This is a genomic window from Streptomyces xylophagus (assembly GCF_000716435.1).
GTDB classification, from domain to species: Bacteria; Actinomycetota; Actinomycetes; order Streptomycetales; family Streptomycetaceae; genus Streptomyces; species Streptomyces xylophagus.
Genome location: NZ_JNWO01000009.1, coordinates 112395 through 135483, shown reverse-complemented (window position 1 = coordinate 135483; position 23089 = coordinate 112395). Strand labels below are relative to the sequence as shown.

The following is a 23089-nucleotide window of genomic DNA, read 5'->3' as shown; positions in this document are numbered from 1 at the left end:
AACCGATGACGACACTCGCCAGCGGTACAGACACCCTGACGCGCGACGCCCTCACCGTCCTGCAGCCCGGCTTCCCCGGCACCACGGCCCCCGACTGGCTGCTGCGGCGCCTCGGCGAAGGCCTGGCCTCGGTGGGCCTGTTCGGCCGCAACATCGCGTCACCCGAGCAACTCTCCTCCCTGACCGCCCAGTTGCGGTCCGAACGGGACGACGTGCTGGTCGCGATCGACGAGGAGGGCGGAGACGTCACGCGCCTCGAAGTGCGGACGGGCTCCTCCTTCCCGGGCAACCACGCGCTCGGCGCGGTGGACGACGTGGACCTGACGAGGGCGGTGGCCCACGAGCTGGGCCGCCGACTCGCCGCCTGCGGAGTGAACCTGAACTGGGCCCCCTCCGCCGACGTCAACTCCAACCCCTCCAACCCGGTCATCGGCGTCCGCTCCTTCGGCGCCGACCCGGAACTGGTCGCCCGGCACACGGCCGCCTACGTCACCGGCCTCCAGTCGGCCGGCGTCGCCGCCTGCACGAAACACTTCCCGGGCCACGGCGACACGGCGGTCGACTCCCACCACGCGCTGCCGCGCATCGACGCGGACTCGCCGGTCCTGGAGCAGCGCGAACTGCTCCCGTTCCGCGCGGCCATCGCCGCCGGCACCCGCGCGGTGATGAGCGCCCACATCCTGGTCCCGACCCTGGACCCGGACCGCCCGGCCACCCTCTCCCTCCGCATCCTCACCGACCTCCTCCGCGGCCAACTCGGCTACGACGGCCTCATCGTCACCGACGGCATGGAGATGCAGGCCATCGCCGCCACCTACGGCATCGAACGCGGCAGCGTCCTCGCGATCGCCGCCGGCGCCGACGCGATCTGCGTGGGCGGCGGCCTCGCGGACGACGAGACGGTACGACGCCTGCGGGACGCGCTGGTCGGAGCGGTGCGCGCGGGCGAACTCCCCGAGGAACGCCTGGCCGAAGCGGCCGAGCGGGTACGGGCGTTGGCCCGCTGGACGGCGTCGGGGCCGGCGGCCGCGTCCACCCCGGACCAGGGCTCCGCCGCGGACACGGACCGCGCCCCCGCCGCAGAGGTGACGCGCGTCGACATCGGCCTCGTCGCCGCCCGCCGTGCCCTCACGGTCACCGGCGCCGACGACTTCACCCCGCTCACCGAACCGCCCTACGTCGCCCTCCTCACCCCCGTCGCCAACATCGCCGTCGGCGACGAGACACCCTGGGGCGTGGCCGCGGAACTCGCCCGTCTCCTGCCCGGCACCGAGACGGCCGGTTTCGCCGGGGCGGACGAGGACGCGGGGCGTGTGGTGCTGAAGGCGGCCGGGACGCGGCGCATCGTGGCCGTGGTCCGGGACGAACACCGCCACCCCTGGATGGCGGCTGCCCTCGACACCCTGCTGGCCGCCCGCCCCGACACCGTCGTGGTCGAGATGGGCGTACCGCAGGCCGCTCCCCGAGGCGCCCTCCACATCGCCACCCACGGCGCGGCCCGAGTCTGCGGCCACGCGGCGGCGGAGGTCATCGCCGGGACGTGACCGCGAGCCGGGGGAGCGACCCCGACCCGGGGAACACCTCCGAATACACCGGTGCCGGGCCTTCCACGAGGGGGCCCGGCACCGGCATATGTCCGAACGGAACCTCAGATCCCCTGCCAGTCCGGCTTGTTGACGAACGTGTGCCGGAAATAGTCCGCGAGCTTCAGCTTGGACGCGGCGCCCTCGTCGACCACGACCGTCGCATGCCGGTGCAACTGCAGCGCCGACGCCGGGCACACCGCGGCGACCGGCCCCTCCACGGTCGCGGCGACCGCGTCCGCCTTGCCCTCGCCGGTCGCGAGCAGCACCAGGTGCCGGGCCTCGAGGATCGTGCCGATGCCCTGCGTGATGACGTGGTGCGGGACCTGCTCGATGTCGCCGTCGAAGAACCGCGCGTTGTCCACCCGCGTCTGCTCGGTCAGCGTCTTGATCCGCGTCCGCGAGGCCAGCGACGAGCACGGCTCGTTGAACCCGATGTGCCCGTCGGTGCCGATCCCCAGTATCTGCAGATCCACCCCGCCGGCCTCACCCAGCGCCCGGTCGTACGCCTCGCAGGCCGCCTGCACGTCCTCGGCGGTTCCGTCCGGCCCGATGAACGCGTCGATCCCGACCCCGAGCCGCTCCAGCACCTCGCGCCGCAGCACCGAGCGGTACGACTCCGGGTGCTCGGCGGGCAGCCCCACGTACTCGTCGAGCTGGGCTATCCGCGCTCGCGAGGTGTCCACGCCCCCGGCGCGGACCTTGGCCGCCAGCGCTTCGTAGATGGGCAGCGGCGTCGACCCGGTGGCCACACCGAGAAGCGCGTCCGGCTTGCGCCGGAGCAGCTGTGCCATGGCCTCGGCGATCAGCTCGCCGCCCGACTTGGCGTCCGGAACGATGACAACTTCCACGCTGGCCTGCCGTTCTGCAGAGGGGACTTCGAGGAGTCCGGAAGAGCTGTGTGGTTTAGACCAATCCGTGCCCCAATCTAACAGAGGAGGGTCCTGCCTCCCAGAGTTCGCCGCCTGTCCGAAAACCGGTAACCGCCCCACAGAGGCGCATCTCCGTCCGACGGGGTGAAATGGACACCGCACCACTGTCGCGACCGACCTCCGGAGGACCCCGCGTGACCGCCACGACGCCGGCCCCCGACAGCGAACTCCCCGGCCGGATCATGGCCCGCGAGATGGCCGAACAGCCCGCCGTCCTGCGCCGCATCCTGGACGAGGGCGCCCCGCGCATCCGGCAGGTGGCCCAGGACGTCGCCGCCCGCAGGCCCCGCTTCGTGCTGCTCACCGCCCGCGGCACCTCCGACAACGCCGCCCTGTACGCCAAGTACCTCCTGGAGATCCGCCTCGGCCTGCCCTGCGGACTCACCTCGATGTCGACGACCACGGCCTACGGCGCCCGCCCCGACCTGACCGACGTCCTCGTCGTCACCGTCAGTCAGTCCGGCGGCTCCCCGGACCTGGTGGCCTCGACCCGCGCCGCCCGCGAGGCCGGCGCGATCACGGTCGCCGTGACCAACAACCCGGACTCACCGCTGGCCGCCGTCTCCGAGTACCACATCGACATCATGGCCGGACCGGAGAAGGCACTCCCCGCGACCAAGACGTATACAGCCTCCCTTCTCGCGCTCTATCTCTTCGTCGAGGGCCTTCGCGGCGGCGACGGCGCGGCGGCCAAGGCGCTGCCCGATCTCGCCGAGCAACTCCTCGCCCGGCAGGACGAGATCCGCACCCTCGCCTCCCGCTACCGCTTCGCCGAACGCATGGTCATCACCTCCCGCGGCTACGGCTATCCCACCGCCAAGGAAGCCGCCCTCAAGCTGATGGAGACCAGCTACATCCCCGCCCTCGCCTACTCCGGCGCCGACCTCCTGCACGGCCCTCTCGCCATGGTCGACAACGTCTCCCCGGTCATCGCGGTCGTCACGGACGGCAAGGGCGGCGCCGCCCTCCAGCCCGTGCTCGACCGACTCCGCGGCCGGGGCGCCGACCTCGTCGTCATCGGCCCGGCCGGCCAGGTCGACCAGGCCTCGGCCGGCTTCGTCCTGCCCGTCGAGGGCGTCCCCGAGGAACTCCAGCCCGTCCTGGAGATCCTCCCGCTGCAGCTCCTCGCCTACGAGGTCACCATCGCCCGAGGCCAGGACCCCGACGCGCCCCGCGCCCTGGCCAAGGTGACGGAGACCCGCTGAACAAGGTGACGGAGGCCCACTGACCAGCAGCACCCTTACGTGAGCGAACCTCCCGTCGCGTCCACCCAGCTCCCGGTGATCCACCGCCCGCCGTCCGACGCGAGGAACGCCACCACGTCCGCCACGTCGGCGGTCTCTCCCACTCGCCCCAGCGCGGAGAAGGCCGCCGCCCGCGCCCAGCCGTCCTCGCTCCCGTGCAGGAACTCGGCGGTGTTGTCCGTGTCTATGAGGCCCGGCGCCACCGAGTTCACGGTGATGCCCCGGGGGCCGAGCACCTTGGACAGGTCCCGGGAGAAGACGTCCAGGGCGCTCTTCGTCATCGAGTACGCGATGTTGTGCGGCATGGCCGCGCTGCGGGCGAGCCCCGACGAGATGTTGATGATCCGGCCCCCGTCCCGCAGTCGGCCCAGCCCGTGCCCGACGAGGAAGAACGGCGCCTTCACATTCACCGCGAAGAGGCGGTCGTACTCCTCTTCCCCCATCTCCCCGATCGGCGAGGAGGATCCGATCCCCGCGTTGTTCACCAGGATGTCCAGCCCGTCCGCGTGCCGGTCGAACTCCGCCCAGAGTCCTTCGACGTCCCCAGGCGCACCCAGCTCCCCGCCGATCGCGAACGCCGAGCCGCCCGCCCCCTCGATCGCGGCGACCACCTCCTTCGCCGCCGCCTCGCTCCTGCCGTAGTGCACCGCGACCCGCGCCCCGTCCCGCCCCAGCCGCTCCGCGATGCCCCGCCCGATTCCCCTGCTCGCACCCGTGACCAGTGCCGTCCTGCCCGCGAGCACACCCATGGCGACGCTCATGTCCACACCCCTCCGCATTTCCCTAGCGGTCGTTACAGAAAAGACCGTACAACAGCCCACCGACATTTCTCTAGCACTCGCTATACAATTCACTCCATGGTGCGCAGCGAGGAGACGAAACCGCAGTTCAAGACCGGTAAGGCTCGTGGTCGACCGCGGTCCTTCGACCGTACGACCGCGCTGGAGCAGGCCGTCCTCGCCTTCTGGGAGCACGGCTACGAAGCCACCTCGGTCTCCGACCTCACCCGCGTCATGGGCATCGGCGCCCCCAGCCTCTACGCGGCCTTCGGTGACAAGCAGGCCCTGTTCGCCGAGGTCGTGGCGGAGTACGGCACGCGCTACGGCTCCTTCACCGGCCGGGCGCTCGCCGAGGAGCCCACCGCCCGGGCCGCCGTGGCGCGGATACTGCGCGAGGCGGCCGCCGAGTACACCGCACCCGGCCGGCCGCACGGCTGTCTCGTCATCCACGCGGCCACCAACTGCACGACCCCCGAGGTGGAGGAGTCCCTGCGGGAGCGGCGCAACGCCAACCTCGTCGCCTTCGAGCGTCGTATCGAAGCGGACATCGCGGCGGGGGAGCTGCCCGCGGACCTCGACGCCGCCGCGTTCGCCCGGCACGCGGGGGCGGTCGTCCAGGGGATGTCCCAGCAGGCGCGGGACGGGGCGAGCCGTCAGGAGTTGGAGGCGGTCGCCGAAATTGCCATGAACATCTGGCCCCGCACATGACTCAACACCGTTAGGCTTCGCCGTGGATGCTGGGACGTCCTACGAGTGGCGGACCGAGCGGATCGCAGCGGAAAAGCGCCACCATCAAACATCCTTCAACGCATGGACACGGATAGTGGTCTAGTCCACAATGTGTATGTGTTAAAGGCGCAAGCCTCCGTCTTCCCCGCACAGGAAGACGGACCGAGGAACCGAGGCTCTCTGCCCTGACTGCCCCGGCTCCTCATCCATCGGCCGATCGGGACCGCACACCCCGTGGCCGTTGCTGCTCCGGGCTGCGGTGCCGGGAGGGTTGAGGGTCCCTCTCAGGCGCCGCGGCCCGCGGGTGTTTTTAGGACAGGTACAGACCGGCGGGTACGCTCGCAGACGTGCCCTCCATGAACGAACTCGTACGCCAGCACACCGCACTCGACGACTCCGACCTCGAGTGGCTCCACCTGCTGGTCTCGGAGTGGCAGCTGCTCTCCGACCTCTCCTTCGCCGACCTGGTCCTGTGGGTCCCCACGCGCGACGGCACCCGCTATGTCTCCGTCGCCCAGATGCGGCCGAACACCGGCCCCACCTCGTACCAGGACGACATGGTCGGCCACCTCGTCCCGCGCGGCCGTCGCCCCATGCTGGACGCGGCCCTCGACGAGGGCCGGATCGTGCGCGAGGGCGACCCGGAGTGGCGCGAAGAGGTCCCGGTCCGCGTCGAGTCGATTCCGGTACGACGTGAGGGGCGCGTCCTGGGTGTCATCGCGCGCAACACCAACCTGCTCACCGTGCGCACCCCGAGCCGCCTCGAACTCACTTACCTGCAGAGCGCGTCCGACCTCGCGCAGATGATCGCGGCCGGCTCCTTCCCGTTCCCGAACCAGCAGGTCGACATGGACGCCTCGCCGCGTGTCGGCGACGGACTGATCCGCCTCGACGGCGACGGCATCGTGCAGTACGCCTCGCCCAACGCCCTCTCCGCGTACCACCGCATGGGCCTCGCCGCCGACCTCGTCGGCCATCACCTGGGCGTGACCACCGCCGAACTCGCCCCGACCCGGGGCCCGGTGGACGAGGCGCTCGCCAAGGTCGCCAGCGGATGGGCGCCGCGCGAGTTCGAGATCGAGGCGCGCGACGGGGTCATCCAGTTCCGGGCGATCCCGCTCAAGCCCAAGGGCACGCGCATCGGTTCACTGGTGCTGCTCCGGGATGTCACCGAACTGCGGCGCCGCGAGCGGGAGTTGATCACCAAGGACGCGACCATCCGGGAGATCCATCACCGGGTGAAGAACAACCTCCAGACAGTCGCCGCCCTGTTGCGTCTCCAGGCCCGCAGGATCGACTCCGAGCGCGGCCGGGAGGCGTTGGAGGAGGCCGTACGACGGGTCGGTTCGATCGCGATCGTGCACGAGACGCTGTCCCAGAACCTGGACGAGCGCGTGGAGTTCGACGAGATCGCCGACCGGGTGCTCGCGATGGTCGCCGAGATCTCCCCGGGCAAGGTCACCGGCCGGCGCAGCGGTCGCTTCGGAATACTGGACGCCGAGGTCGCGACCCCGCTCTCCATGGTCCTCACCGAGATCCTGCAGAACGCCCTGGAACACGGCTTCCGTGAGGGCGAGACCGGCACGGTCGAGGTCTCGGCCGTCCGCGGCGGCACCTCGAAGGACGCCCGCCTCCTGGTCACCGTGCAGGACGACGGCGTAGGACTCCCCGAGGGATTCGACCCGCACCGCTCGGGCAACCTGGGTCTGCAGATCGTACGGACGCTGGTGGAGGGCGAGTTGGGCGGCACGTTCGACATGGTGGCTGGGCCGGAGCGGGGGACCCGGGTGATCCTGGACGTGCCGGTGCAGGCGCACAAGTGACGTATGAGCACATGACCTCCACACATGCGGGCCTGAACAGCCGTACGCGCGCGTGTACTTGAGCAGCCGCACGTGTGCTTGAACAGCAAAGAGCCCCGGATCACTGGGTGATCCGGGGCCAGTCGCTCGTTGCTATGCGCATCGGGGGTACTGCGCGCTGCGGCTCGGGGGCGGGAGATGCGTACTCGCTGTACGCGCCGCCAAGCTCAGGCTGTTTTGCGGGGTGAACGTCAGGCGGATGCCTGACGGGCACGGTTGCGAGCGGCGCGGCGCTTCATGGCGCGGCGCTCGTCCTCGCTGAGACCACCCCAGACGCCGGAGTCCTGGCCGGACTCGAGCGCCCACTGCAGACACTGATCCATAACGGGGCAGCGACGGCAGACGGCCTTGGCTTCCTCGATCTGCAGCAGCGCAGGACCGGTGTTGCCGATGGGGAAGAAGAGCTCGGGGTCTTCCTCGCGGCAAACGGCGTTGTGACGCCAGTCCATGGCTGCTACCTCTCCTTGGTATTACGTGCGGGTTGCTTGTGAATGTGAACGCTTTCACGAATCCCTCAACAAGTGAAGGGCCGAACGCCAGGTTCACTGGCGGGGTCCTGTGGATTGAAGAGGGGTTCCGGTGATCCGTGGAGGCCGGTGTTGCGGGCCGTCTCGATCGCCACGTAGAGACTCGCAAACCTCAGCGGCGGATACAACCCCTTCCGGAAAGTTTTTTTTGATTCCTCGGTGTCGACTAGGTCACAGCCGTACTTCCATGGGGTGGACCCTGGTCTAAACGTTCGAGTGAAAGGACTTCAGCCCTTTCTGCTCACACAATCACACGCAGTGCACGGCGTACGCCTGTGAACGTCACGCTCGTACGCAGTCCGAGGTGGTCGCCGTCCATCTGGAGGGGCAATGGGACCTTGGATTGCAAGGTGAACTCGCTCAGGTCGTGGAGAGCCGCAGCGTGCTTGCCGTGGGGTCCACGCTCGGGGGACGAAGTGAGCAACTGGGTGCCATACCGGGCAACCGCGGCGCTGGACAGACGGCTGAGACCGAGTACGTCGAGGCCTTTATCGAACGACGCCTTAGGTGACGTGTACATCGGGCGATTGCCGAGATACGTCCACGGCGACGTGTTCGAGACTATGGCCACCACGAGATCGGTGACCGGGTCCTCACGGGGCTGCTCCAGCGTGATCGTCCCGTGCCGGCGGTGCTGCTCACCGAGGAACTGCCGGACCACCTGGCGCACGTACAGCGCATGCGTGGACTTCTTGCCCTGCTCCCGCTGCTGTTCGACCCGCCCGACCACCCCCGCGTCGAACCCGAGCCCGGCGTTGAAGGTGAACCAGCGGGACGGTACGGCCTCGTCCTCGGTGCCGGGTGTCCCGGAGGTCAGCCCCAGGCCGACCGTGCGCTCACTGCCCTCGCGAAGGGCGTCGAGGATGGCGCCGGTGGCCTCCACGGCGTCGTTGGGCAGGCCCAGGGCGCGGGCGAAGACGTTGGTGGAGCCGCCGGGGACCACGGCGAGGCTGGGCAGGCGCTCCGGGTCGGGGCCGGTGTGCAGCAGGCCGTTGACGACCTCGTTGACGGTGCCGTCGCCGCCGAGGGCCACCACCAGGTCGACGTTCCCGCTCTCCGCCGCCTGTCGGGCGAGGTCGCGCGCGTGGCCTCTGTACTCCGTGGTGACGGCCTCCAGCTTCATTTCGCTGGCGAGCGCGTGGAGCAGGACGTCGCGCGTACGTGCGCTTGTGGTGGTTGCCGCCGGATTGACCACGAGAAGTGCACGCATGAGTTGCAGCGTACCTACTGGGGGGTACCCGTCCCATACCGAGGTAGGGGTTGGGTAAGAGGAGAGGGCGTGAGCCTGGACACCTGGGGCCGTTTTCCGAGGGCTACCCTTCTGGGGTGAGTGCTGAGCAGACCCCCGCCCCGGAGACCGACGGCCCCGACGGACCCCGTCCGCGCCGCCTGACCTACGCGGCGGTCCTCGTCGCACTTGAGGGGCTCGCGCTGGCCGTCGCCGGGGTGTGGATGCTCGTCCTGGGTCTCACCGGCGAACCGGACGACCGCCGGCAGGCCGTGACCGGTGGCGTGACCCTGGTGGTGCTCGCGCTGCTGCCGCTGCTCGCCGCGCGCGGACTGATCGGGCGGCGCAGCTGGAGCCGGGGCCCGGCCGTCATCACCCAGGTCATGGCGCTGCCCGTGGCCTACAACCTGCTCCGGGCCGACAGTGTGGCCATTCCGGCCGGGATCGCGCTCGCGGTGGTCGCGGTCGCCTCGCTGGTGCTGCTGGTGAACCCGGCGACGACACGGGCCCTCGGAATCCGAGGGCCCGGCCGCCGTACCGAAGAGCCGAAGGGCTGACCTCCGACTCGGTGTCCTACTCCTCGACGAGGAGCTTCTCCCGCAGCTGGGCCAGTGTCCGGGCCAGCAGCCGGGACACGTGCATCTGCGAGATGCCGACCTCCTGCGCGATCTGCGACTGCGTCATGTTGCCGAAGAACCGGAGCAGCAGAATCCGCTTCTCCCGGGGCGGCAGATCCTCCAGGAGCGGCTTGAGCGACTCCCGGTACTCGACGCCCTCCAGGGCCTCGTCGTACGCGCCGAGCGTGTCCGCGACCGCCGGGGACTCGTCGTCCGTGTCGGGAACGTCCAGGGACAGCGTGGAGTAGGCGTTGGCCGACTCCAGGCCCTCCAGGACCTCCTCCTCGGAGATGCCCAGCTTCTCGGCCAGCTCGTGGACCGTGGGCGAACGGCCGTGCCGCTGCGAGAGCTCCGCGGTCGCCGTGGTCAGCGCGAGGCGCAGCTCCTGGAGCCTGCGCGGGACGCGGACCGCCCAGCCCTTGTCGCGGAAGTGCCGCTTGATCTCGCCGACGACCGTCGGGGTCGCGTACGTCGAGAACTCGACGCCGCGCTCCGGGTCGAAGCGGTCGACCGACTTGATCAGGCCGATGGTGGCGACCTGGGTCAGGTCGTCCAGCGGCTCGCCGCGGTTGCGGAAGCGGCGCGCGAGGTGCTCGACGAGCGGCAGGTGCATACGGACCAGCCGGTTGCGCAGCTCCGCGTACTCGACGCTGCCGTCCTTGAGCGTGCGCAGCTCGATGAAGAGTGCGCGCGCTCCGCTGCGGTCCTCGTGCCGCGTGCTGTGCACGCTCGGTGTGCTCTGCACGCTGTCCTCGGCGTTTCGCTCGTGCTCGCTCATCGTCCCGCCCGTCGCCCTTCCCCGAGCTCTCGCCTCCTCCCCCACGCTCGACCCAGCCTGAGCGGAGGGACCCCCAGGTGCGGGGGAGACCCCACCAATACGCACAGCACCGTCCTGCTCACGTTGACCGTCGTCCATCAATCCGGCCTCCGAGGGTTCTTCCTCCGGGTGCGGCCGGGCCTGTTCGGGGATTCCGCCGCGCGGCACGAGGGGGCTGTCGTCCGCCGTGAGGCGAGATCCGCCCGGGCCGCCCTCGGCCGGCGGCTCCCGTGTGCCGCGCTCTTCGTCCCGCACCGGCCCGTCCCCGTTCCTCACGCCGGCCCGGGTCCCGCGCCGCGCTGTTTGTAGAGGCTGATCGTCACGGTCTTGTCCTCGTCGACCGCCGATGAGACCTTGCCCGCGAGGGCCGAGAGCACGGTCCAGGCGAAGGTGTCGCGCGAGGGGGCGTGACCGTCCGTCGTCGGGGCGGAGACGGTGACTTCGAGCGAGTCGTCCACGAGGCGGAAGACACAGCTGAGCACCGAGCCCGGCACGGCCTGCTGGAGCAGGATCGCGCAGGCCTCGTCCACCGCGATGCGGAGGTCCTCGATCTCGTCGAGGGTGAAGTCCAAACGGGCCGCGAGGCCGGCCGTGGCCGTACGCAGCACCGACAGGTAGGCACCCGCAGCCGGCAGCCGGACTTCCACGAAGTCCTGGGTCGCGGGCTCGCCTGCGATCTGGGACACCCTCACCTCCAAGGTGGTACAAGCTCTTTCGGGGGCCCAGGGGTCGCCCCCCGGGGTAACGCGATACTTGGTTCAGCGGTGACGCTACCGCGCTCTGAACTTTCCTGTCCCCGGGACCCCAACCCCATGCTGTCACTCATAGTAAACCTACGGATACGCTCCGTGGCTAGGGGTCCTGCGGGCCCAATTGGGAAGAGCGCGCGCCGGGTTGACGTACCCAGACGTCAGACGGTCGAACCGTCGAAACCGGCGGTCGGATTACGGGGTCACAGGAGTACGTGGTCGACGAAGCACCAGCGCCAGCTCTCCCCGGGCTCGAACGTCCGCATCACCGGATGCCCGGAGTCCTTGTGATGTGCTGTGGCGTGGCGGGAGGGCGAGGAGTCGCAGCAGGCGACATGGCCGCAGAAGAGACACAGTCGCAACTGCACCGGGTGGGTGCCGGCCGCCAGACACTCAAGACAGGTCTCGCTCTGGGGCCCCGGCTCCGGGAGCGGCAGCGCGTCGGCGTGCGTGCACTGTTTCATGATTGCCAGATTACGACGGGTGTGCGGTTGGCCGCGCGGAAAAACGAGGGCGGGCGAGGACGATGGACGTGATGCCACTGCTGATGCTGGTGGCGGGAAGCGCCGCGGTGGCCGCCGGGGCCCGGCGCACCCCGGTGCCGGCACCGCTGCTGCTGGTCGCGGTCGGGCTGGTCGTTTCGTACGTCCCGGGGGTGCCCGACTACACCCTCGACCCGGACGTCGTACTGCCGCTGCTGCTGCCCCCGCTGCTGTACACGTCGGCCACCGACAGCTCGTACCTCGATCTGCGGGCCCAAGTACGGCCCGTGGCACTGCTGTCGGTCGGCTACGTGCTCTTCGCGACCTTCGTCGTCGGCTGGGCCGCGTACGTGATCGTGCCGGGGCTGCCGCTGACCGCGGCACTGGTGCTGGGCGCGGTGGTGGCGCCGCCGGACGCGGTCGCCGCGACGGCGGTGGCCCGCCGGGTCGGACTGCCCTCACGGATCACGACGATCCTCCAGGGCGAGTCCCTGCTGAACGACGCGACCGCGATCACCGCCTACAAGGTGGCCCTCGCGGCAGCGGTCGGCGAGGGTGCCACCTGGGCCGGCGGCATCGGGGAGTTCCTGCTCGCGGCCGTCGGCGGTGTCGGCGTCGGGCTGATCATGATGGTGCCGATCCACTGGCTGCGCACGCACCTCAAGGAGGCGCTGCTGCAGAACACGCTCTCCCTGTTGATCCCGTTCGTCGCCTACGCGGTCGCCGAGCAGGTGCACGCCTCCGGAGTGCTCGCCGTCGTGGTCGTGGCGCTCTATCTGGGGCACCGCGCGTGGGAGGTCGATTTCGCGACCCGTCTCCAGGAGGAGGCGGTGTGGAAGATGGTCGCCTTCGTGCTGGAGTCGGCGGTGTTCGCGCTGATCGGGCTGCAACTGCCGGTGGTTCTCAAGGGACTTGGCGAGTACCGGGGCCTGGACGCCGCCTGGTACGCGATCGCCCTCTTCCTGGTCGTCGTCGCGACCCGGTTCGTGTGGGTGTACCCGGCGGCCTTCCTGCCCCGGCTGCTGTCGGCGCGCATCAGGGAGCGCGAGGACAGCCCCACCTGGAAGGGGGCGATGACCACCGCGTGGGCCGGCATGAGAGGCGTGGTCTCGCTGGCCATCGCCTTCTCGATCCCGCTCACCGTGCACGGCGGCGGCCCCTTCCCGCAGCGCAACATCATCCTGTTCCTGACCTTCACGACGGTCATCGGGACCCTGGTGGTGCAGGGCCTGAGCCTGCCCCCGATCATCAGGCTGCTGAAATTTCCCGGGCGCGACCAGCAGGCCGAGACGCTCGCCGAGGCCAACGCCCAGGCGCAGGCGTCCAGAGTCGCCGAAAAGCGCCTGGAGGCCCTCCTGGAGGACGAACGCAACGCCCTGCCCCCTCCGCTCGCCGACCGCCTCCGCGAGGTCCTGGAGCGCCGCCGCAACGCCGTCTGGGAGCGCCTGGGCGCCACCAACCCCGTCACCGGCGAGACCGTCGACGACACCTACCGCCGTCTGTCCCGCGAGATGATCAGCGCCGAGCGCTCGATGTTCGTGCGCCTGCGCGACGGCCGCTACATCGACGACGAGATGCTCCGCACCCTGCTGCGCAGGCTGGACCTGGAGGAGGCGGCGGCCTATCGGGAGGCGGCCTAGCGTTTTCTACGACGCCGGGCGGCCGTTCACGAAAACGGGCGCCCGGTGACGATCGCGGCGACCGTGCTCCCGCGCGGGAAGGCCCCCGCTTCGGCGAGGGCAACAAGTCCGTACAGCAACTTGGCGACATAGAGACGCTCGACGGGCAGCCCGTGCCGGTCCTCGAAGTCCTCCGCGAAGGCGTCGAGTTCGGCCGGCACGCGCGCGTAGCCCCCGAAATGGAACCGGTCGTCGAGCGACCAGTCGCCCCGTCGGCCGCCCCAGGCGCGCTGTTGCAGGCCCTCTATGTCGGCGGTCAGGAAGCCGCCCTTGAGGACCGGTATCCCCAAGGTGCGCTGGTCGGGGGCGAGTCCGGCGGCCAGCCCGGCCAGCGTGCCGCCGGTCCCGCAGGCCAGGGCGACAACATCGACATGGGCATCGGCATCGGCGTCGGCACGCGCGCGTAGTTCCTCACCCAGGGCCCGGCAGCCGCGTACGGCAAGGGAGTTGCTGCCGCCCTCGGGGACGACGTACGCGTCCTCCGCGTCCACCGCGCGCAGGAGTGAAGCCAGCGTCTCCGGCTCGGTCTTGCGCCGGTACGTCGATCTGTCGACGAAGTGGAGGCGCATCCCGTCGGCCGCGCACCGGGCGAGGGACGGGTTGAGCGGGCGGTCCGCCAGCTCCTGGCCGCGGACCACGCCGACCGTGCGCAGGCCCAGGAGGCGGCCCGCGGCGGCGGTGGCGCGCAGGTGGTTGGAGTAGGCGCCGCCGAACGTGACGACCGTACGTCCGGCCGCCGCTGTGAGGTTGGGCGCGAGCTTGCGCCACTTGTTGCCGATCAGGTCAGGGTGGATGAGGTCGTCCCGCTTGAGCAGCAGCCGGATGCCGTGCCGGCCGAAGCGCTCGTCCGCGATCTCCTCCACCGGCGAGGGGAGCCGGGGCCGTAGGGCGGCGAGGTCGGGGCTGGTCACGGCGCCATTGTCACCCAGGTCACCTTTGTCCCGGGGAGCTACTTCAGCCGGTCGCGGACCCGCTCGCGCAGCCAGGCCATCGTGAAGCCGCGCGGGTCCACCTTTCCGGGCTGCCACTCCAGGTGCCCGATCACCGACCGCTCCGACCAGCCGTGGTGGCGGCAGAGCGCCGCGCAGACCTTCTCGATCGCCTCCAACTGGGCCTCGGGCCAGGGGTCCTCGCCGTCGCCGAGGTTCTCGCACTCGAAGCCGTAGAAGTGCCGGTTGCCGTCGGTGTCGGCCTCGTTGTCGTGCGGCAGCGCCTTCTCGGCGATCACTGCGCGCAGGACGTCGTCGTCGCCGAGGCCCGCGTGGTTGGCGCGGCCGTAGCCGACCAGGTGGAGGGTGCCGTCCTTGGTGATGACGCCGTGGCACAGCGGACCGGGCAGGTCGGGGCGGCCCTCGCGGCACAGGTCCACCGTGTACGCGCTGCCCTTGGTGACCGTGTGGTGGATCATCACGCCGTGGACGGGGCCCCACGGGCCCTTGTGGTTGCGGTTGTGGTGCTCCCAGTCGCCGACCTCGACGACCGTGACGCCCTCCGCTCGCAGGCCGGCCAGGAAACCGCCCGCGGACATGGGTGAGGCCATGAACGCCTCCTTCGTGCTGTGCGACGGCCGCCGTTCAAGGCCGTCTCGTATCGCTGCTTGTACCGAAAAAGCGCGGTACAGGCGACTTGTTCGTACGGCGTGCGAGCCGATCCGGACAACGCCGGCCCCGGCGGCCACTCGAACAACATTCGACGTAAACAGGCCCCGTGCCCAGCAGTTGAAGATCCATTCCCGCTCTTTCGGGTAATACCATCGGCACGCTCCGTGAGGAAGGCTGGTGCGCGAGAACGATGCCGGGCGCACAGGTGCCCGGCATGAATGGGGAGGGCATTTCTCTATGTCGGTAGGCGAAGAGGTCCGCGCGGAGCAGAACAAGCCGCAGCAGAGCCTTGGCACGGCGGCTGCGCGGAACCTGGCCACGACCACGAAGTCCGCACCGCAGATGCAGGAGATCAGCTCGCGCTGGCTGCTGCGCACACTGCCGTGGGTGAACGTGCAGGGTGGCACATACCGGGTGAACCGACGGCTGAGCTACTCGGTCGGCGACGGCCGGGTGACATTCGTGAAGACCGGCGACCGCGTCGAGGTCATCCCGGCGGAGCTGGGCGAACTGCCCGCGCTGCGGGACTACGAGGACGAGGAGGTGCTCGCGGAGCTGGCCGTCCGCTGCCGCCAGCGCGAGTTCGCCCCGGGGGAGGCGATCGCGTCGTTCGGCAGCCAGGCCGACGAGGTGTACCTGCTGGCGCACGGCAGGGTGGAGAAGGTCGGCACGGGCCCGTACGGCGACGACACGGTTCTCGGAGTCCTCGCCGACGGCGCCTACTTCGGCGACCAGGGACTGCTCGACCCGGCGGCCATCTGGGAGTACACGGCCCGCGCGGACACCGCCTGCACGGTGCTCGTGCTGGCCCGCGGAGACGTCGAGCAGGTCGCGGAGCGCTCCGACACCCTGCGCGAACACCTCACACAGCTGCGCGCGATCCCCGAGCAGCGCACCAACAAGTACGGCGAGAAGGCCATCGACCTCGCCGCGGGCCACTCCGGCGAGCCGGACATCCCGCACACGTTCGTCGACTACGACGCCCGGCCGCGCGAGTACGAACTGAGCGTCGCCCAGACCGTCCTGCGCATCCACTCGCGCGTGGCCGATCTCTACAACCAGCCGATGAACCAGACCGAGCAGCAACTCCGGCTCACCGTCGAGGCGTTGAAGGAACGCCAGGAGCACGAGCTGATCAACAACCGCGAGTTCGGCCTGCTCAACAACTGCGAGTACGACCAGCGGCTCCAGCCCCACGACGGCGTCCCCAGCCCGGACGACCTGGACGAGCTGCTCAGCAGGCGGCGCGGCACCAGGATGCTCCTCGCCCACCCGCGCGCGATCTCCGCGTTCGGCCGCGAGCTCAACAAGCGCGGACTGGTCCCGGAGTCCATCGACGTCGGCGGCAACCGCATCCCGACCTGGCGCGGGGTGCCGATCTATCCGTGCAACAAGATCCCGGTCAGCGACCGGCGGACCACCTCGATCATCGCCATGCGTACCGGCGAGGCCGACCAGGGCGTCATCGGCCTCCAGCAGGCCGGCATCCCGGACGAGATCGAGCCGAGCCTGTCGGTGCGCTTCATGGGCATCAACGAACAGGCGATCATCAAATACCTGGTGACGGCCTACTACTCGGCGGCGGTCCTCGTGCCGGACGCCCTCGGCGTCCTGGAGAACGTCGAGATCGGCCGCTGGAGGTGACGTTTCAGCAGCTGGACGCGGTGTCCCCGCCCGTCAGGGCGGGTACACCCCGGTCACATGTGCTCAGCCGCAGTGGAAACGCCACCGTCCGCGGATTCTCCGAGGGGGACCCCATGGCCGAGTTCGGGACGGAGACGAAACAGCACGCCGACGGGACGCGGCCGCTCGACGGGACACCGGCACCGCCGACACCGTCGCCCGACGGGCACGAGGCGGCGGTGATCCTGGAGGGGGCCCGGACGACCGTAGACCCCGAGCTGCGCTCGGCGATCGACTCGCTGCCCGGCTCGATGCGCCGGATCGCGCTCTACCACTTCGGATGGGAGCACGCGGACGGCACACCGGCGGCGGGCAACGCGGGCAAGGCGATCCGCCCCGCCCTCGTCCTCACCGCGGCCACCGCGCTCGGCGGCGAGCCGGCGCGGGCGGGCGCGGTGCGGGCCGCGGCGGCGGTGGAGCTGGTCCACAACTTCACGTTGCTGCACGACGACGTGATGGACCGGGACCCCACCCGCAGACACCGCCCCACGGCCTGGACCGTGTTCGGCGACCCCGACGCGATCCTCGCCGGCGACGCGCTCCAGGCACTGGCGCTGCGGCTGCTCGCCGAGGATCCGCACCCGGCGTCCTCGGCCGCCGCGGCCCGGCTCGCGGACTGCGTCGTCGAACTGTGCGAGGGCCAGCACGCGGACACCGCCATGGAGAAACGCGACCCCGGCGAGGTCACCCTCGACGAGGTGCTCACCATGGCCGAGGCCAAGACCGGCGCACTGCTCGGCTGCGCCTGTGCGATCGGCGCGCTGTACGCGGGGGCGAGTGCCGAGGACGTCGAGGCGCTGGACGCGTTCGGCCGCCAGGCCGGGCTCGCCTTCCAGCTGATCGACGACGTCATCGGCATATGGGGCGACCCCCGCCGCACCGGCAAACCGGCCGGCGCCGACCTCGCCGTCCGCAAGAAGTCCCTGCCCGTGGTGGCCGCGCTCACCTCGGGCACACCGGCGGCCGTAGAACTCGCGGAGTTGTACGGAACGCCGTACGAGGAAGGGGAGTTGGAGCGCACCGCGCTCGCCGTCGAGCGGGCGGGCGGCCGGGACTGGGCGCAGGCCCAGGCGGCCGACCGGATGGCGCGGGCCGTGCAGGAGCTGGCCCGGGCGATTCCGGACCCGCAGGACGCGGGCGGACTGCTCGCGCTGGCCGAGTTCGTGACCCGGCGCAGCAGTTGATGACTCCGGAGCCCTCGGGAGCGGTGCGGCCCTGACTCCGCACGGCCACCGGGGCTCCGGACCGACGGGTCCCGCGCATCCCCACGGTGCGCGGGGCTCGCCCTTTTTTTAAGGCTCGGTTCGCCTCCGGGGCGCCAAAGCCTGTGTCGAGAGCGCGATCGTGCTCGACCCTTCGGGCCTCCGCGCGTTCGCGCTCTCGACACAGGCGCGCCCCTTCGGCTCACTCGCCCGTAAGTCCCGCTAGTCTCAACACCCGTTCAGGTAACGGTGGTTGAGAGCTAGGGGGCAGGACATGGGCGTGGAGATACGGGCGGCGGGCGAGGGTGACCGGGAGCTGGTCGTCCGGCTGTTGGACGAGGCGTTCCAGGACGATCCGGTGAGCGGCTGGATCTTTCCCGGGGCCGACTACCGCCGCGCTACCCACCACAAGCTGATGGCCGCCTTCGCCGACGCGGTGTTCGCCGACGGCCGCATCGACCTCGCCGAGGACGGCGCGGGGTGCGCGCTGTGGCTGTCGGTACCGGCCGAGGCGCACCCGGAGAGCGGCGAGGACGAAGCCGTACAACTGCGGGAAGCGGTCGACCCCGACAACGAGCGGGTCGAGACGATCGCCCGACTCATGGAGGAGGGGCATCCCACCGGCCGCGCCCACGAGTACCTGTGGATGATCGCCGTAAGACCGGACCGGCAGGGCGAGGGGCTCGGCGCCGCGCTCATCCGGCACGTCCTGGACCGCTGCGACCGCGAGGGCCTGCCCGCGTACCTGGAGGCGAGCAGCGAGCGCAGCACCAAGCTGTACGAGCGGCTCGGCTACACGTTCACCGACCGCACCCTCGACCTGCCGGGCGGTCCGCAGATGTATCCGATGTGGCGCGAGCCCCGCGCGGTTCTAGGCTGAGTGCATGGGCAGAGAAGAGCACACCTGTCCCGTCTGCGGACAGCCGGTGGCCACCGTCGTCAAGCGCTACAAGACGCTGGGCGCATGGGTACCGAAGTGGGTGGCCGGCCCGTGCCGGAATCCCGAGTGCGAGGCGTACGTCGGCGAGGGCGCCGAACCCGGGGCCGACTCCGGCCCGAAAGAATCCTGAACCCGTGTCGAGAATCCCGACCCGGCTCCGATGTCTCCTGTGAGAGCCACCCGGTACGGGTGGCGCGAGCCGAAGGAGCGGACTCATGAAGTACCTGGTCATGGTGCAGGGCACACAGGCGGACTACGACGGCATGCAGGGCAAGCCCACCCCTGGGTCCCCGGCCTGGAGCGAGGCGGAGATGCAGGCCATGTTCGCCCACATGGGCGCCATCAACGACGACCTGTCCGAGACGGGTGAGTTGATCGACGCGCAGGGGCTGACCGAGCCGGCGAGGACCCGGCTGGTCGCGCTGGGCGCGGACGGCAAGGCCGTGATCACCGACGGGCCGTACAGCGAGACCAAGGAGCTGATGGCCGGCTACTGGGTCCTGGAGTGCGCGAGCCTGGAGCGCGTCACGGAGATCGCCGACCGTGTCACCCGCTGCCCCCTGCCCGAAGGTGCCGTCAACCGCGCGGTGGTGATCCGCCCCATCCAGGACGGCACCGCGGACATCTGAGCCCTATGCGCGACACCACCGGGACCACAGGCATCGAGGACCTGCTGCGCCGACACGCGCCGCAGGTCCTCGGCGCGCTGGTGCGCCGGTACGGCCATTTCGACACCGCCGAGGACGCCGTACAGGAGGCGCTGCTCGCGGCGGCCCGGCAGTGGCCGGAGCACGGCGTGCCGGAGAATCCGCGCGGCTGGCTGATTCGAGTCGCCTCGCGGCGGCTGACGGACGCGCTGCGCAGCGAGGAGGCGCGGCGGGCGCGGGAGGAGAAGGCCGTGGCACTCGAGCCTCGGGACCCGTACACGGCCGAGCCGCCGCGCGAGGACGACACCCTCTCCCTCCTCTTCCTCTGCTGCCATCCGGAGCTGACCCCGACCGCGCAGATCGCGCTCACCCTGAGGGCGGTCGGCGGACTGACGACGTCGGAGATCGCCCGGGCGTACCTCGTCCCCGAGGCGACGATGGCGCAGCGGATCAGCCGGGCGAAGGCGAAGGTGCGGGGTGTGCGCTTCGCGCGGCCGGACAACTGGGCGGAACGGCTGCCCGCGGTCCTGCACACGCTGTACCTGATCTTCAACGAGGGCTATACGGCGACGTCCGGCCCGAGTCTGACGCGGCGCGAACTCGCGGGCGAGGCCGTCCGGTTGACCCGTGCCGTGCACCTGCTGCTCCCGGAGGTCGGCGAGGTGGCCGGACTGCTCGCGTTGATGCTGCTCACCGACGCCCGCCGGGCCGCCCGCACCGGTCCGCACGGCGAACTCGTCCCCCTCGACGAACAGGACCGCGACCGCTGGGACGGGGCGGCCATCGAGGAGGGCGTCGCCCTCGTCACCCGGGCGCTGTCCCAGGGGCCCGCGGGGCCGTACCAGTTGCGCGCGGCGATCGCCGCCGTACACGACGAGGCGCCGTCGGCGCGGGCGACGGACTGGCACGAGATCCTCGGCCTGTACGAGGTGCTGGTGCGCCTGGTCCCCGGCCCCGTCGAACGCCTCAACCGGGCTGTCGCCGTCGCCATGGTCGATGGTCCGCACGCGGGCCTGGCTGAACTGGACCTCCTGGCGGACGAGTTGGGGGAGGGCCATCGCCCCGACGCGGTCCGCGGCCACCTCCTGGAACGGGCCGGCGAGTTCACCGCGGCCAGGGCCGCCTACGAGTCGGCGGCGGCCAAGACCCTCAGCCTGCCCGAGCAGCGCTACCTGCGGGCGCGGGCGGCGCGGCTGAGGCCGTAGCGTGGGCGTATGCCGGAATCCGAACCCACCGCCGCCCCCGCCACCATCCTCCACATCACCGAACGCGCCCTCTGGGACGCGGCCCGCGAACGCGGCACCTACGAGTGGTCGACCCGTGGCCGCACCCTCCAGGAGGAGGGCTTCATCCACTGCTCGACCCGCGCCCAACTCCCGCGCGTGGCAGCCTTCTTGTACGGCTCCTACGACGGCCCCGACGACCTGGTGGTCCTGGCCGTGGACCCGGGACGACTCGGCGTACCGCTGAAGTACGAGGCACCGGAGCCGGGCGGGGAGGAGTTCCCGCATGTGTACGGGCCGATTCCGGTCGAGGCGGTCGTGGGGGTGGAGGTGTGGGCGGGGTGAGTCGCTAGGAGCGGCTGGGCAGCCCGCCGGTCTCCGGGTCGCGTCCCGTCAGGCAGTAGGTGCCGCCCGCCGGGTCACGCATCACCGTCCAGTGCCTGCCGTGGGAGACGACGGTCGCGCCGAGCCGCTCGTGCCGGGTCGTGGTCGCGGGGATGTCCGCGCAGGCCAGGTCGAGATGGGCGGAGGCGGGGCGTTCCTCGTCGAGGCGTTGGAGCAGGATGCGGATCGGCAGGCCGGCCGGGGGCTTCACCACATGGAACTCGGGGAGCGCGCCCGACAGTGCGGTCCAGTCGGGCAACAGGGCGCCCCAGAAGGCGACTTCGCCGTCGTAGGAGGCGGGTCCGATGTCGAGGGACACCTGGTCGAGGCGGGTGCCGGCCACGACGGGCGGTCGTACGGACTCGCCGTGCCAGGGGACGGCGCAGAACAACTGCCCGGCGGGGGACCGGAGTACGGTCCAGCCGTCGTGCTCGGCGACGGTCTCCGCGCCGAGCGCCAGCGCGGACGCCACGAACGCCGGCACGTCCTCGACGGAGAAGTCGAGATGAGCCCCGCCCGGGCCGGACCCGACACCCTGGACCTTCACACAGGGATCCGCTCCCTCCGGCAGCAGGGTGACGAACTCCCCTTCCCCACCACGCGGTTCGGACAGCCGGGTGTCCGTGACGGCCGTCCAGAACGTGCGGGCGGGGTCGAGGACACCGAGCGGGCGGTCGACGAAGGCGTAGGTCCAGCGGATGCCGGCGGGGGTGCTCATGGCGTGATCGTAAGCCGGAGGACGCGACCGGCCCACGCGGATTTCAGTCCCCGCTCCGCTCCATGAACCGCAGCATGTTCCCGGCCGGATCGCGGAACGCGCAGTCGCGGACACCGTACGGCTGGTCCGTCGGCTCCTGGACCACCTCGGCGCCGGACTCCTGGACGCGGGCGTAGAGGGCGTCGCAGTCGGCGGTGGTGAAGTTGACCCCGCGCAGGGTGCCCTTGGCGAGCAGTTCGGCCATGGCCTGCTTGTCGGCGGGGGAGGCGTCCGGGTTCGCGGCCGGCGGCTCCAGGACGATCTCCACGTCCGGCTGCAACGGCGACCCCACGGTCACCCACCGCATGCCCTCGAAACCGACGTCGTTACGGATTTCCAGCTCCAGGACGTCGCAGTAGAAGGCGAGCGCCTTGTCGTGGTCGTCGACGGCGATGAAGCACTGGCGGAGTTTCAGGTCCATGCAGGACAGGCTAGGGGCGGAGCGGCGGTCCCGCCCGGTTCGGCCGGGTAAAGGTGCGGGCCACGCAGGACGGGATCACCGCGCCTGCCTCGTGGGAGCGGGCGCGGTAGGCGCTCGGGGTCTCGCCGACCAGCTCGGTGAAGCGGGAGCTGAAGGAACCGAGCGAGGTACAGCCGACGGCCATGCACACCTCGGTCACGCTCAGGTCGCCGCGCCGCAGCAGCGCCTTGGCGCGCTCGATCCGCCGGGTCATGAGATAGCTGTACGGCGTCTCCCCGTACGCGGCGCGGAAGCTCCGCTGGAAGTGCCCCGGCGACATCAGCGCGGTCCGCGCGATCGAGGCCATGTCGAGCGGCTCGGCGTACTCGCGGTTCATCCGGTCGCGGGCCTGGCGCAGCCGTACGAGGTCTTCGCGGTTCACGGGGTCCAGGATGGCATGGGGGCTGCTTTCGGCGGTCGGGAACGGCGAAGGGGCCCTGCCGGCGAACCGGCGGGGCCCCTTCCTCATCTCCGCTGACCTGCGATGGTGCACCGATCGCCGGTCGGGATGGGCCGACTGGATGTCAGGCCTTCTTGGTCTCCCAGAAGATCTTGTCGATCTGGGCGATGTAGTCGAGCGCCTTCTGGCCCGTCGCCGGGTCGGTGGACGCCTTGGCGGCCGAGAGGGCCTTCAGGGTGTCGTTGACCAGCTGGTGCAGCTCCGGGTACTTCTCGAAGTGCGGGGGCTTGAAGTAGTCGCTCCAGAGCACCGAGACGTGGTGCTTCGCGAGCTCGGCGCGCTGCTCCTTGATGACGATGGCGCGCGCCTGGAAGTGCGGGTCGTCGTTGGCGGCCATCTTGTCCTGCACGGCCTTCACCGACTCCGCCTCGATGCGGGCCTGGGCCGGGTCGTACACACCGCAGGGCAGGTCGCAGTGCGCGCTGACCTTCACCTTGGGGGCAAACAGGCGGGAAAGCATGGAGCGTTCCTTCCTCGTGATCGTCTTCTCAGGTGGGACATTAC

The 23089-nt window shown here is 70.7% G+C and carries 26 protein-coding genes; 13 read left to right on the top strand and 13 right to left on the bottom strand.

Annotated elements, in window-relative coordinates; genetic code table 11:
* Positions 1-5 precede the first annotated feature (5 nt).
* Complete coding sequence (locus OO70_RS22680; RefSeq protein WP_043674424.1) at positions 6-1544, top strand: glycoside hydrolase family 3 protein; 1539 nt, start codon at positions 6-8, stop codon at positions 1542-1544.
* 104 nt (positions 1545-1648) lie between these two features.
* On the opposite strand, the gene nagB is transcribed toward OO70_RS22680, so the two are convergent.
* Positions 1649-2434 carry a glucosamine-6-phosphate deaminase gene (nagB, locus tag OO70_RS22675; protein WP_043674423.1) on the bottom strand — a complete coding sequence of 262 codons (786 nt, stop codon included), beginning with the start codon at positions 2432-2434 and terminating at the stop codon, positions 1649-1651.
* Positions 2435-2649: 215 nt separating this feature from the next.
* Between nagB and OO70_RS22670 the strand changes: the two genes are divergently transcribed.
* Positions 2650-3720 carry an SIS domain-containing protein gene (locus OO70_RS22670; protein ID WP_043674418.1) on the top strand — a complete coding sequence of 357 codons (1071 nt, stop codon included), beginning with the start codon at positions 2650-2652 and terminating at the stop codon, positions 3718-3720.
* Between the two features lie 35 nt (positions 3721-3755).
* Here the strand turns inward: OO70_RS22670 and OO70_RS22665 are convergent, their stop codons facing one another.
* Complete coding sequence (locus OO70_RS22665) at positions 3756-4508, bottom strand: SDR family oxidoreductase (RefSeq protein ID WP_043674912.1); 753 nt, start codon at positions 4506-4508, stop codon at positions 3756-3758.
* 108 nt (positions 4509-4616) lie between these two features.
* Here OO70_RS22665 and OO70_RS22660 point away from each other — a divergent pair, with 108 nt between their 5' ends.
* Positions 4617-5246, top strand: coding sequence for a TetR/AcrR family transcriptional regulator (locus tag OO70_RS22660; RefSeq protein WP_043674415.1), 630 nt, complete (start codon positions 4617-4619; stop codon positions 5244-5246).
* A gap of 377 nt (positions 5247-5623) precedes the next feature.
* On the top strand, positions 5624-7090 hold the full coding sequence (locus OO70_RS22655) for a sensor histidine kinase (protein WP_043674413.1): 1467 nt from the start codon (positions 5624-5626) through the stop codon (positions 7088-7090).
* 230 nt (positions 7091-7320) lie between these two features.
* On the opposite strand, the gene OO70_RS22650 is transcribed toward OO70_RS22655, so the two are convergent.
* Positions 7321-7578 (bottom strand): WhiB family transcriptional regulator, encoded by a 258-nt coding sequence (locus tag OO70_RS22650; protein WP_006142322.1) that lies wholly within the window; start codon positions 7576-7578, stop codon positions 7321-7323.
* Positions 7579-7897: 319 nt separating this feature from the next.
* Positions 7898-8866, bottom strand: a complete 969-nt coding sequence (locus OO70_RS22645) for a diacylglycerol/lipid kinase family protein (protein WP_043674410.1) — start codon at positions 8864-8866, stop codon at positions 7898-7900.
* 116 nt (positions 8867-8982) lie between these two features.
* Here OO70_RS22645 and OO70_RS22640 point away from each other — a divergent pair, with 116 nt between their 5' ends.
* Positions 8983-9441, top strand: coding sequence for a hypothetical protein (locus OO70_RS22640; protein ID WP_043674408.1), 459 nt, complete (start codon positions 8983-8985; stop codon positions 9439-9441).
* 16 nt (positions 9442-9457) lie between these two features.
* Here OO70_RS22640 and OO70_RS22635 read toward each other — a convergent pair whose 3' ends face one another.
* The 3 genes from OO70_RS22635 to OO70_RS22625 all read right to left on the bottom strand — a co-directional run bounded on the left by OO70_RS22635 (position 9458) and on the right by OO70_RS22625 (position 11531).
* A complete protein-coding gene (locus OO70_RS22635; protein WP_078651517.1) occupies positions 9458-10573 on the bottom strand; it encodes an RNA polymerase sigma factor SigF in 1116 nt (371 codons plus the stop codon).
* Positions 10574-10590: 17 nt separating this feature from the next.
* The gene (locus tag OO70_RS22630) at positions 10591-11004 is read right to left on the bottom strand and encodes an ATP-binding protein (RefSeq protein WP_020130755.1); all 414 of its coding nucleotides are present in this window, start codon (positions 11002-11004) and stop codon (positions 10591-10593) included.
* 266 nt (positions 11005-11270) lie between these two features.
* Positions 11271-11531 (bottom strand): UBP-type zinc finger domain-containing protein, encoded by a 261-nt coding sequence (locus tag OO70_RS22625; protein WP_043674403.1) that lies wholly within the window; start codon positions 11529-11531, stop codon positions 11271-11273.
* 62 nt (positions 11532-11593) lie between these two features.
* Between OO70_RS22625 and OO70_RS22620 the strand changes: the two genes are divergently transcribed.
* Positions 11594-13189, top strand: a complete 1596-nt coding sequence (locus OO70_RS22620) for a Na+/H+ antiporter (RefSeq protein WP_043674400.1) — start codon at positions 11594-11596, stop codon at positions 13187-13189.
* Between the two features lie 26 nt (positions 13190-13215).
* On the opposite strand, the gene OO70_RS22615 is transcribed toward OO70_RS22620, so the two are convergent.
* Positions 13216-14139: a 1-aminocyclopropane-1-carboxylate deaminase/D-cysteine desulfhydrase gene (locus tag OO70_RS22615; protein ID WP_043674398.1), complete on the bottom strand. Its 924-nt coding sequence runs from the start codon at positions 14137-14139 to the stop codon at positions 13216-13218.
* A gap of 38 nt (positions 14140-14177) precedes the next feature.
* Positions 14178-14768 (bottom strand): N-acetylmuramoyl-L-alanine amidase, encoded by a 591-nt coding sequence (locus tag OO70_RS22610; protein WP_043674395.1) that lies wholly within the window; start codon positions 14766-14768, stop codon positions 14178-14180.
* A gap of 298 nt (positions 14769-15066) precedes the next feature.
* Here OO70_RS22610 and OO70_RS22605 point away from each other — a divergent pair, with 298 nt between their 5' ends.
* The 7 genes from OO70_RS22605 (at position 15067) to OO70_RS56115 (ending at position 20869) form a co-directional block, all read left to right on the top strand.
* A complete protein-coding gene (locus tag OO70_RS22605; protein ID WP_043674393.1) occupies positions 15067-16473 on the top strand; it encodes a family 2B encapsulin nanocompartment shell protein in 1407 nt (468 codons plus the stop codon).
* Between the two features lie 113 nt (positions 16474-16586).
* Positions 16587-17696: a family 2 encapsulin nanocompartment cargo protein polyprenyl transferase gene (locus OO70_RS22600; RefSeq protein ID WP_043674390.1), complete on the top strand. Its 1110-nt coding sequence runs from the start codon at positions 16587-16589 to the stop codon at positions 17694-17696.
* Between the two features lie 292 nt (positions 17697-17988).
* Entirely contained in the window at positions 17989-18594 is a 606-nt protein-coding gene (locus OO70_RS22595; protein ID WP_043674388.1) for a GNAT family N-acetyltransferase, read from the top strand.
* Between the two features lie 4 nt (positions 18595-18598).
* On the top strand, positions 18599-18784 hold the full coding sequence (locus tag OO70_RS22590) for a hypothetical protein (protein ID WP_043674386.1): 186 nt from the start codon (positions 18599-18601) through the stop codon (positions 18782-18784).
* Positions 18785-18869: 85 nt separating this feature from the next.
* Positions 18870-19283, top strand: a complete 414-nt coding sequence (locus OO70_RS22585; RefSeq protein ID WP_043674384.1) for a YciI family protein — start codon at positions 18870-18872, stop codon at positions 19281-19283.
* A 5-nt stretch (positions 19284-19288) separates the two neighbouring features.
* Positions 19289-20506 (top strand): RNA polymerase sigma factor, encoded by a 1218-nt coding sequence (locus tag OO70_RS22580; RefSeq protein ID WP_043674381.1) that lies wholly within the window; start codon positions 19289-19291, stop codon positions 20504-20506.
* A gap of 9 nt (positions 20507-20515) precedes the next feature.
* Positions 20516-20869, top strand: a complete 354-nt coding sequence (locus tag OO70_RS56115; RefSeq protein ID WP_051741504.1) for a DUF952 domain-containing protein — start codon at positions 20516-20518, stop codon at positions 20867-20869.
* Positions 20870-20873: 4 nt separating this feature from the next.
* Here OO70_RS56115 and OO70_RS22570 read toward each other — a convergent pair whose 3' ends face one another.
* The 4 genes from OO70_RS22570 to sodN all read right to left on the bottom strand — a co-directional run bounded on the left by OO70_RS22570 (position 20874) and on the right by sodN (position 23045).
* Positions 20874-21626, bottom strand: coding sequence for a VOC family protein (locus tag OO70_RS22570; RefSeq protein ID WP_043674379.1), 753 nt, complete (start codon positions 21624-21626; stop codon positions 20874-20876).
* A 43-nt stretch (positions 21627-21669) separates the two neighbouring features.
* Positions 21670-22086: a VOC family protein gene (locus tag OO70_RS22565; protein ID WP_043674377.1), complete on the bottom strand. Its 417-nt coding sequence runs from the start codon at positions 22084-22086 to the stop codon at positions 21670-21672.
* 10 nt (positions 22087-22096) lie between these two features.
* Positions 22097-22507, bottom strand: coding sequence for a helix-turn-helix transcriptional regulator (locus OO70_RS22560; protein ID WP_019072194.1), 411 nt, complete (start codon positions 22505-22507; stop codon positions 22097-22099).
* A 142-nt stretch (positions 22508-22649) separates the two neighbouring features.
* Positions 22650-23045, bottom strand: a complete 396-nt coding sequence (gene sodN / locus OO70_RS22555; RefSeq protein WP_019058247.1) for a superoxide dismutase, Ni — start codon at positions 23043-23045, stop codon at positions 22650-22652.
* Positions 23046-23089: the final 44 nt, after the last annotated feature.

Excerpts from the sequence above, each read along its gene's own strand:
- OO70_RS22680 (WP_043674424.1), top strand. The coding sequence starts at position 6 with ATGACGACACTCGCCAGCGGTACAGACACCCTGACGCGCGACGCCCTC.
- OO70_RS22665 (WP_043674912.1), bottom strand. The coding sequence starts at position 4,508 with ATGGGTGTGCTCGCGGGCAGGACGGCACTGGTCACGGGTGCGAGCAGG.
- OO70_RS22660 (WP_043674415.1), top strand. The coding sequence starts at position 4,617 with ATGGTGCGCAGCGAGGAGACGAAACCGCAGTTCAAGACCGGTAAGGCT.
- OO70_RS22655 (WP_043674413.1), top strand. The coding sequence starts at position 5,624 with ATGAACGAACTCGTACGCCAGCACACCGCACTCGACGACTCCGACCTC.
- OO70_RS22650 (WP_006142322.1), bottom strand. The coding sequence starts at position 7,578 with ATGGACTGGCGTCACAACGCCGTTTGCCGCGAGGAAGACCCCGAGCTC.
- OO70_RS22645 (WP_043674410.1), bottom strand. The coding sequence starts at position 8,866 with ATGCGTGCACTTCTCGTGGTCAATCCGGCGGCAACCACCACAAGCGCA.
- OO70_RS22625 (WP_043674403.1), bottom strand. The coding sequence starts at position 11,531 with ATGAAACAGTGCACGCACGCCGACGCGCTGCCGCTCCCGGAGCCGGGG.
- OO70_RS22620 (WP_043674400.1), top strand. The coding sequence starts at position 11,594 with ATGGACGTGATGCCACTGCTGATGCTGGTGGCGGGAAGCGCCGCGGTG.
- OO70_RS22610 (WP_043674395.1), bottom strand. The coding sequence starts at position 14,768 with ATGGCCTCACCCATGTCCGCGGGCGGTTTCCTGGCCGGCCTGCGAGCG.
- OO70_RS22605 (WP_043674393.1), top strand. The coding sequence starts at position 15,067 with ATGTCGGTAGGCGAAGAGGTCCGCGCGGAGCAGAACAAGCCGCAGCAG.
- OO70_RS22600 (WP_043674390.1), top strand. The coding sequence starts at position 16,587 with ATGGCCGAGTTCGGGACGGAGACGAAACAGCACGCCGACGGGACGCGG.
- OO70_RS22595 (WP_043674388.1), top strand. The coding sequence starts at position 17,989 with ATGGGCGTGGAGATACGGGCGGCGGGCGAGGGTGACCGGGAGCTGGTC.
- OO70_RS22590 (WP_043674386.1), top strand. The coding sequence starts at position 18,599 with ATGGGCAGAGAAGAGCACACCTGTCCCGTCTGCGGACAGCCGGTGGCC.
- OO70_RS22585 (WP_043674384.1), top strand. The coding sequence starts at position 18,870 with ATGAAGTACCTGGTCATGGTGCAGGGCACACAGGCGGACTACGACGGC.
- OO70_RS22580 (WP_043674381.1), top strand. The coding sequence starts at position 19,289 with ATGCGCGACACCACCGGGACCACAGGCATCGAGGACCTGCTGCGCCGA.
- OO70_RS56115 (WP_051741504.1), top strand. The coding sequence starts at position 20,516 with ATGCCGGAATCCGAACCCACCGCCGCCCCCGCCACCATCCTCCACATC.
- OO70_RS22570 (WP_043674379.1), bottom strand. The coding sequence starts at position 21,626 with ATGAGCACCCCCGCCGGCATCCGCTGGACCTACGCCTTCGTCGACCGC.
- OO70_RS22565 (WP_043674377.1), bottom strand. The coding sequence starts at position 22,086 with ATGGACCTGAAACTCCGCCAGTGCTTCATCGCCGTCGACGACCACGAC.
- sodN (WP_019058247.1), bottom strand. The coding sequence starts at position 23,045 with ATGCTTTCCCGCCTGTTTGCCCCCAAGGTGAAGGTCAGCGCGCACTGC.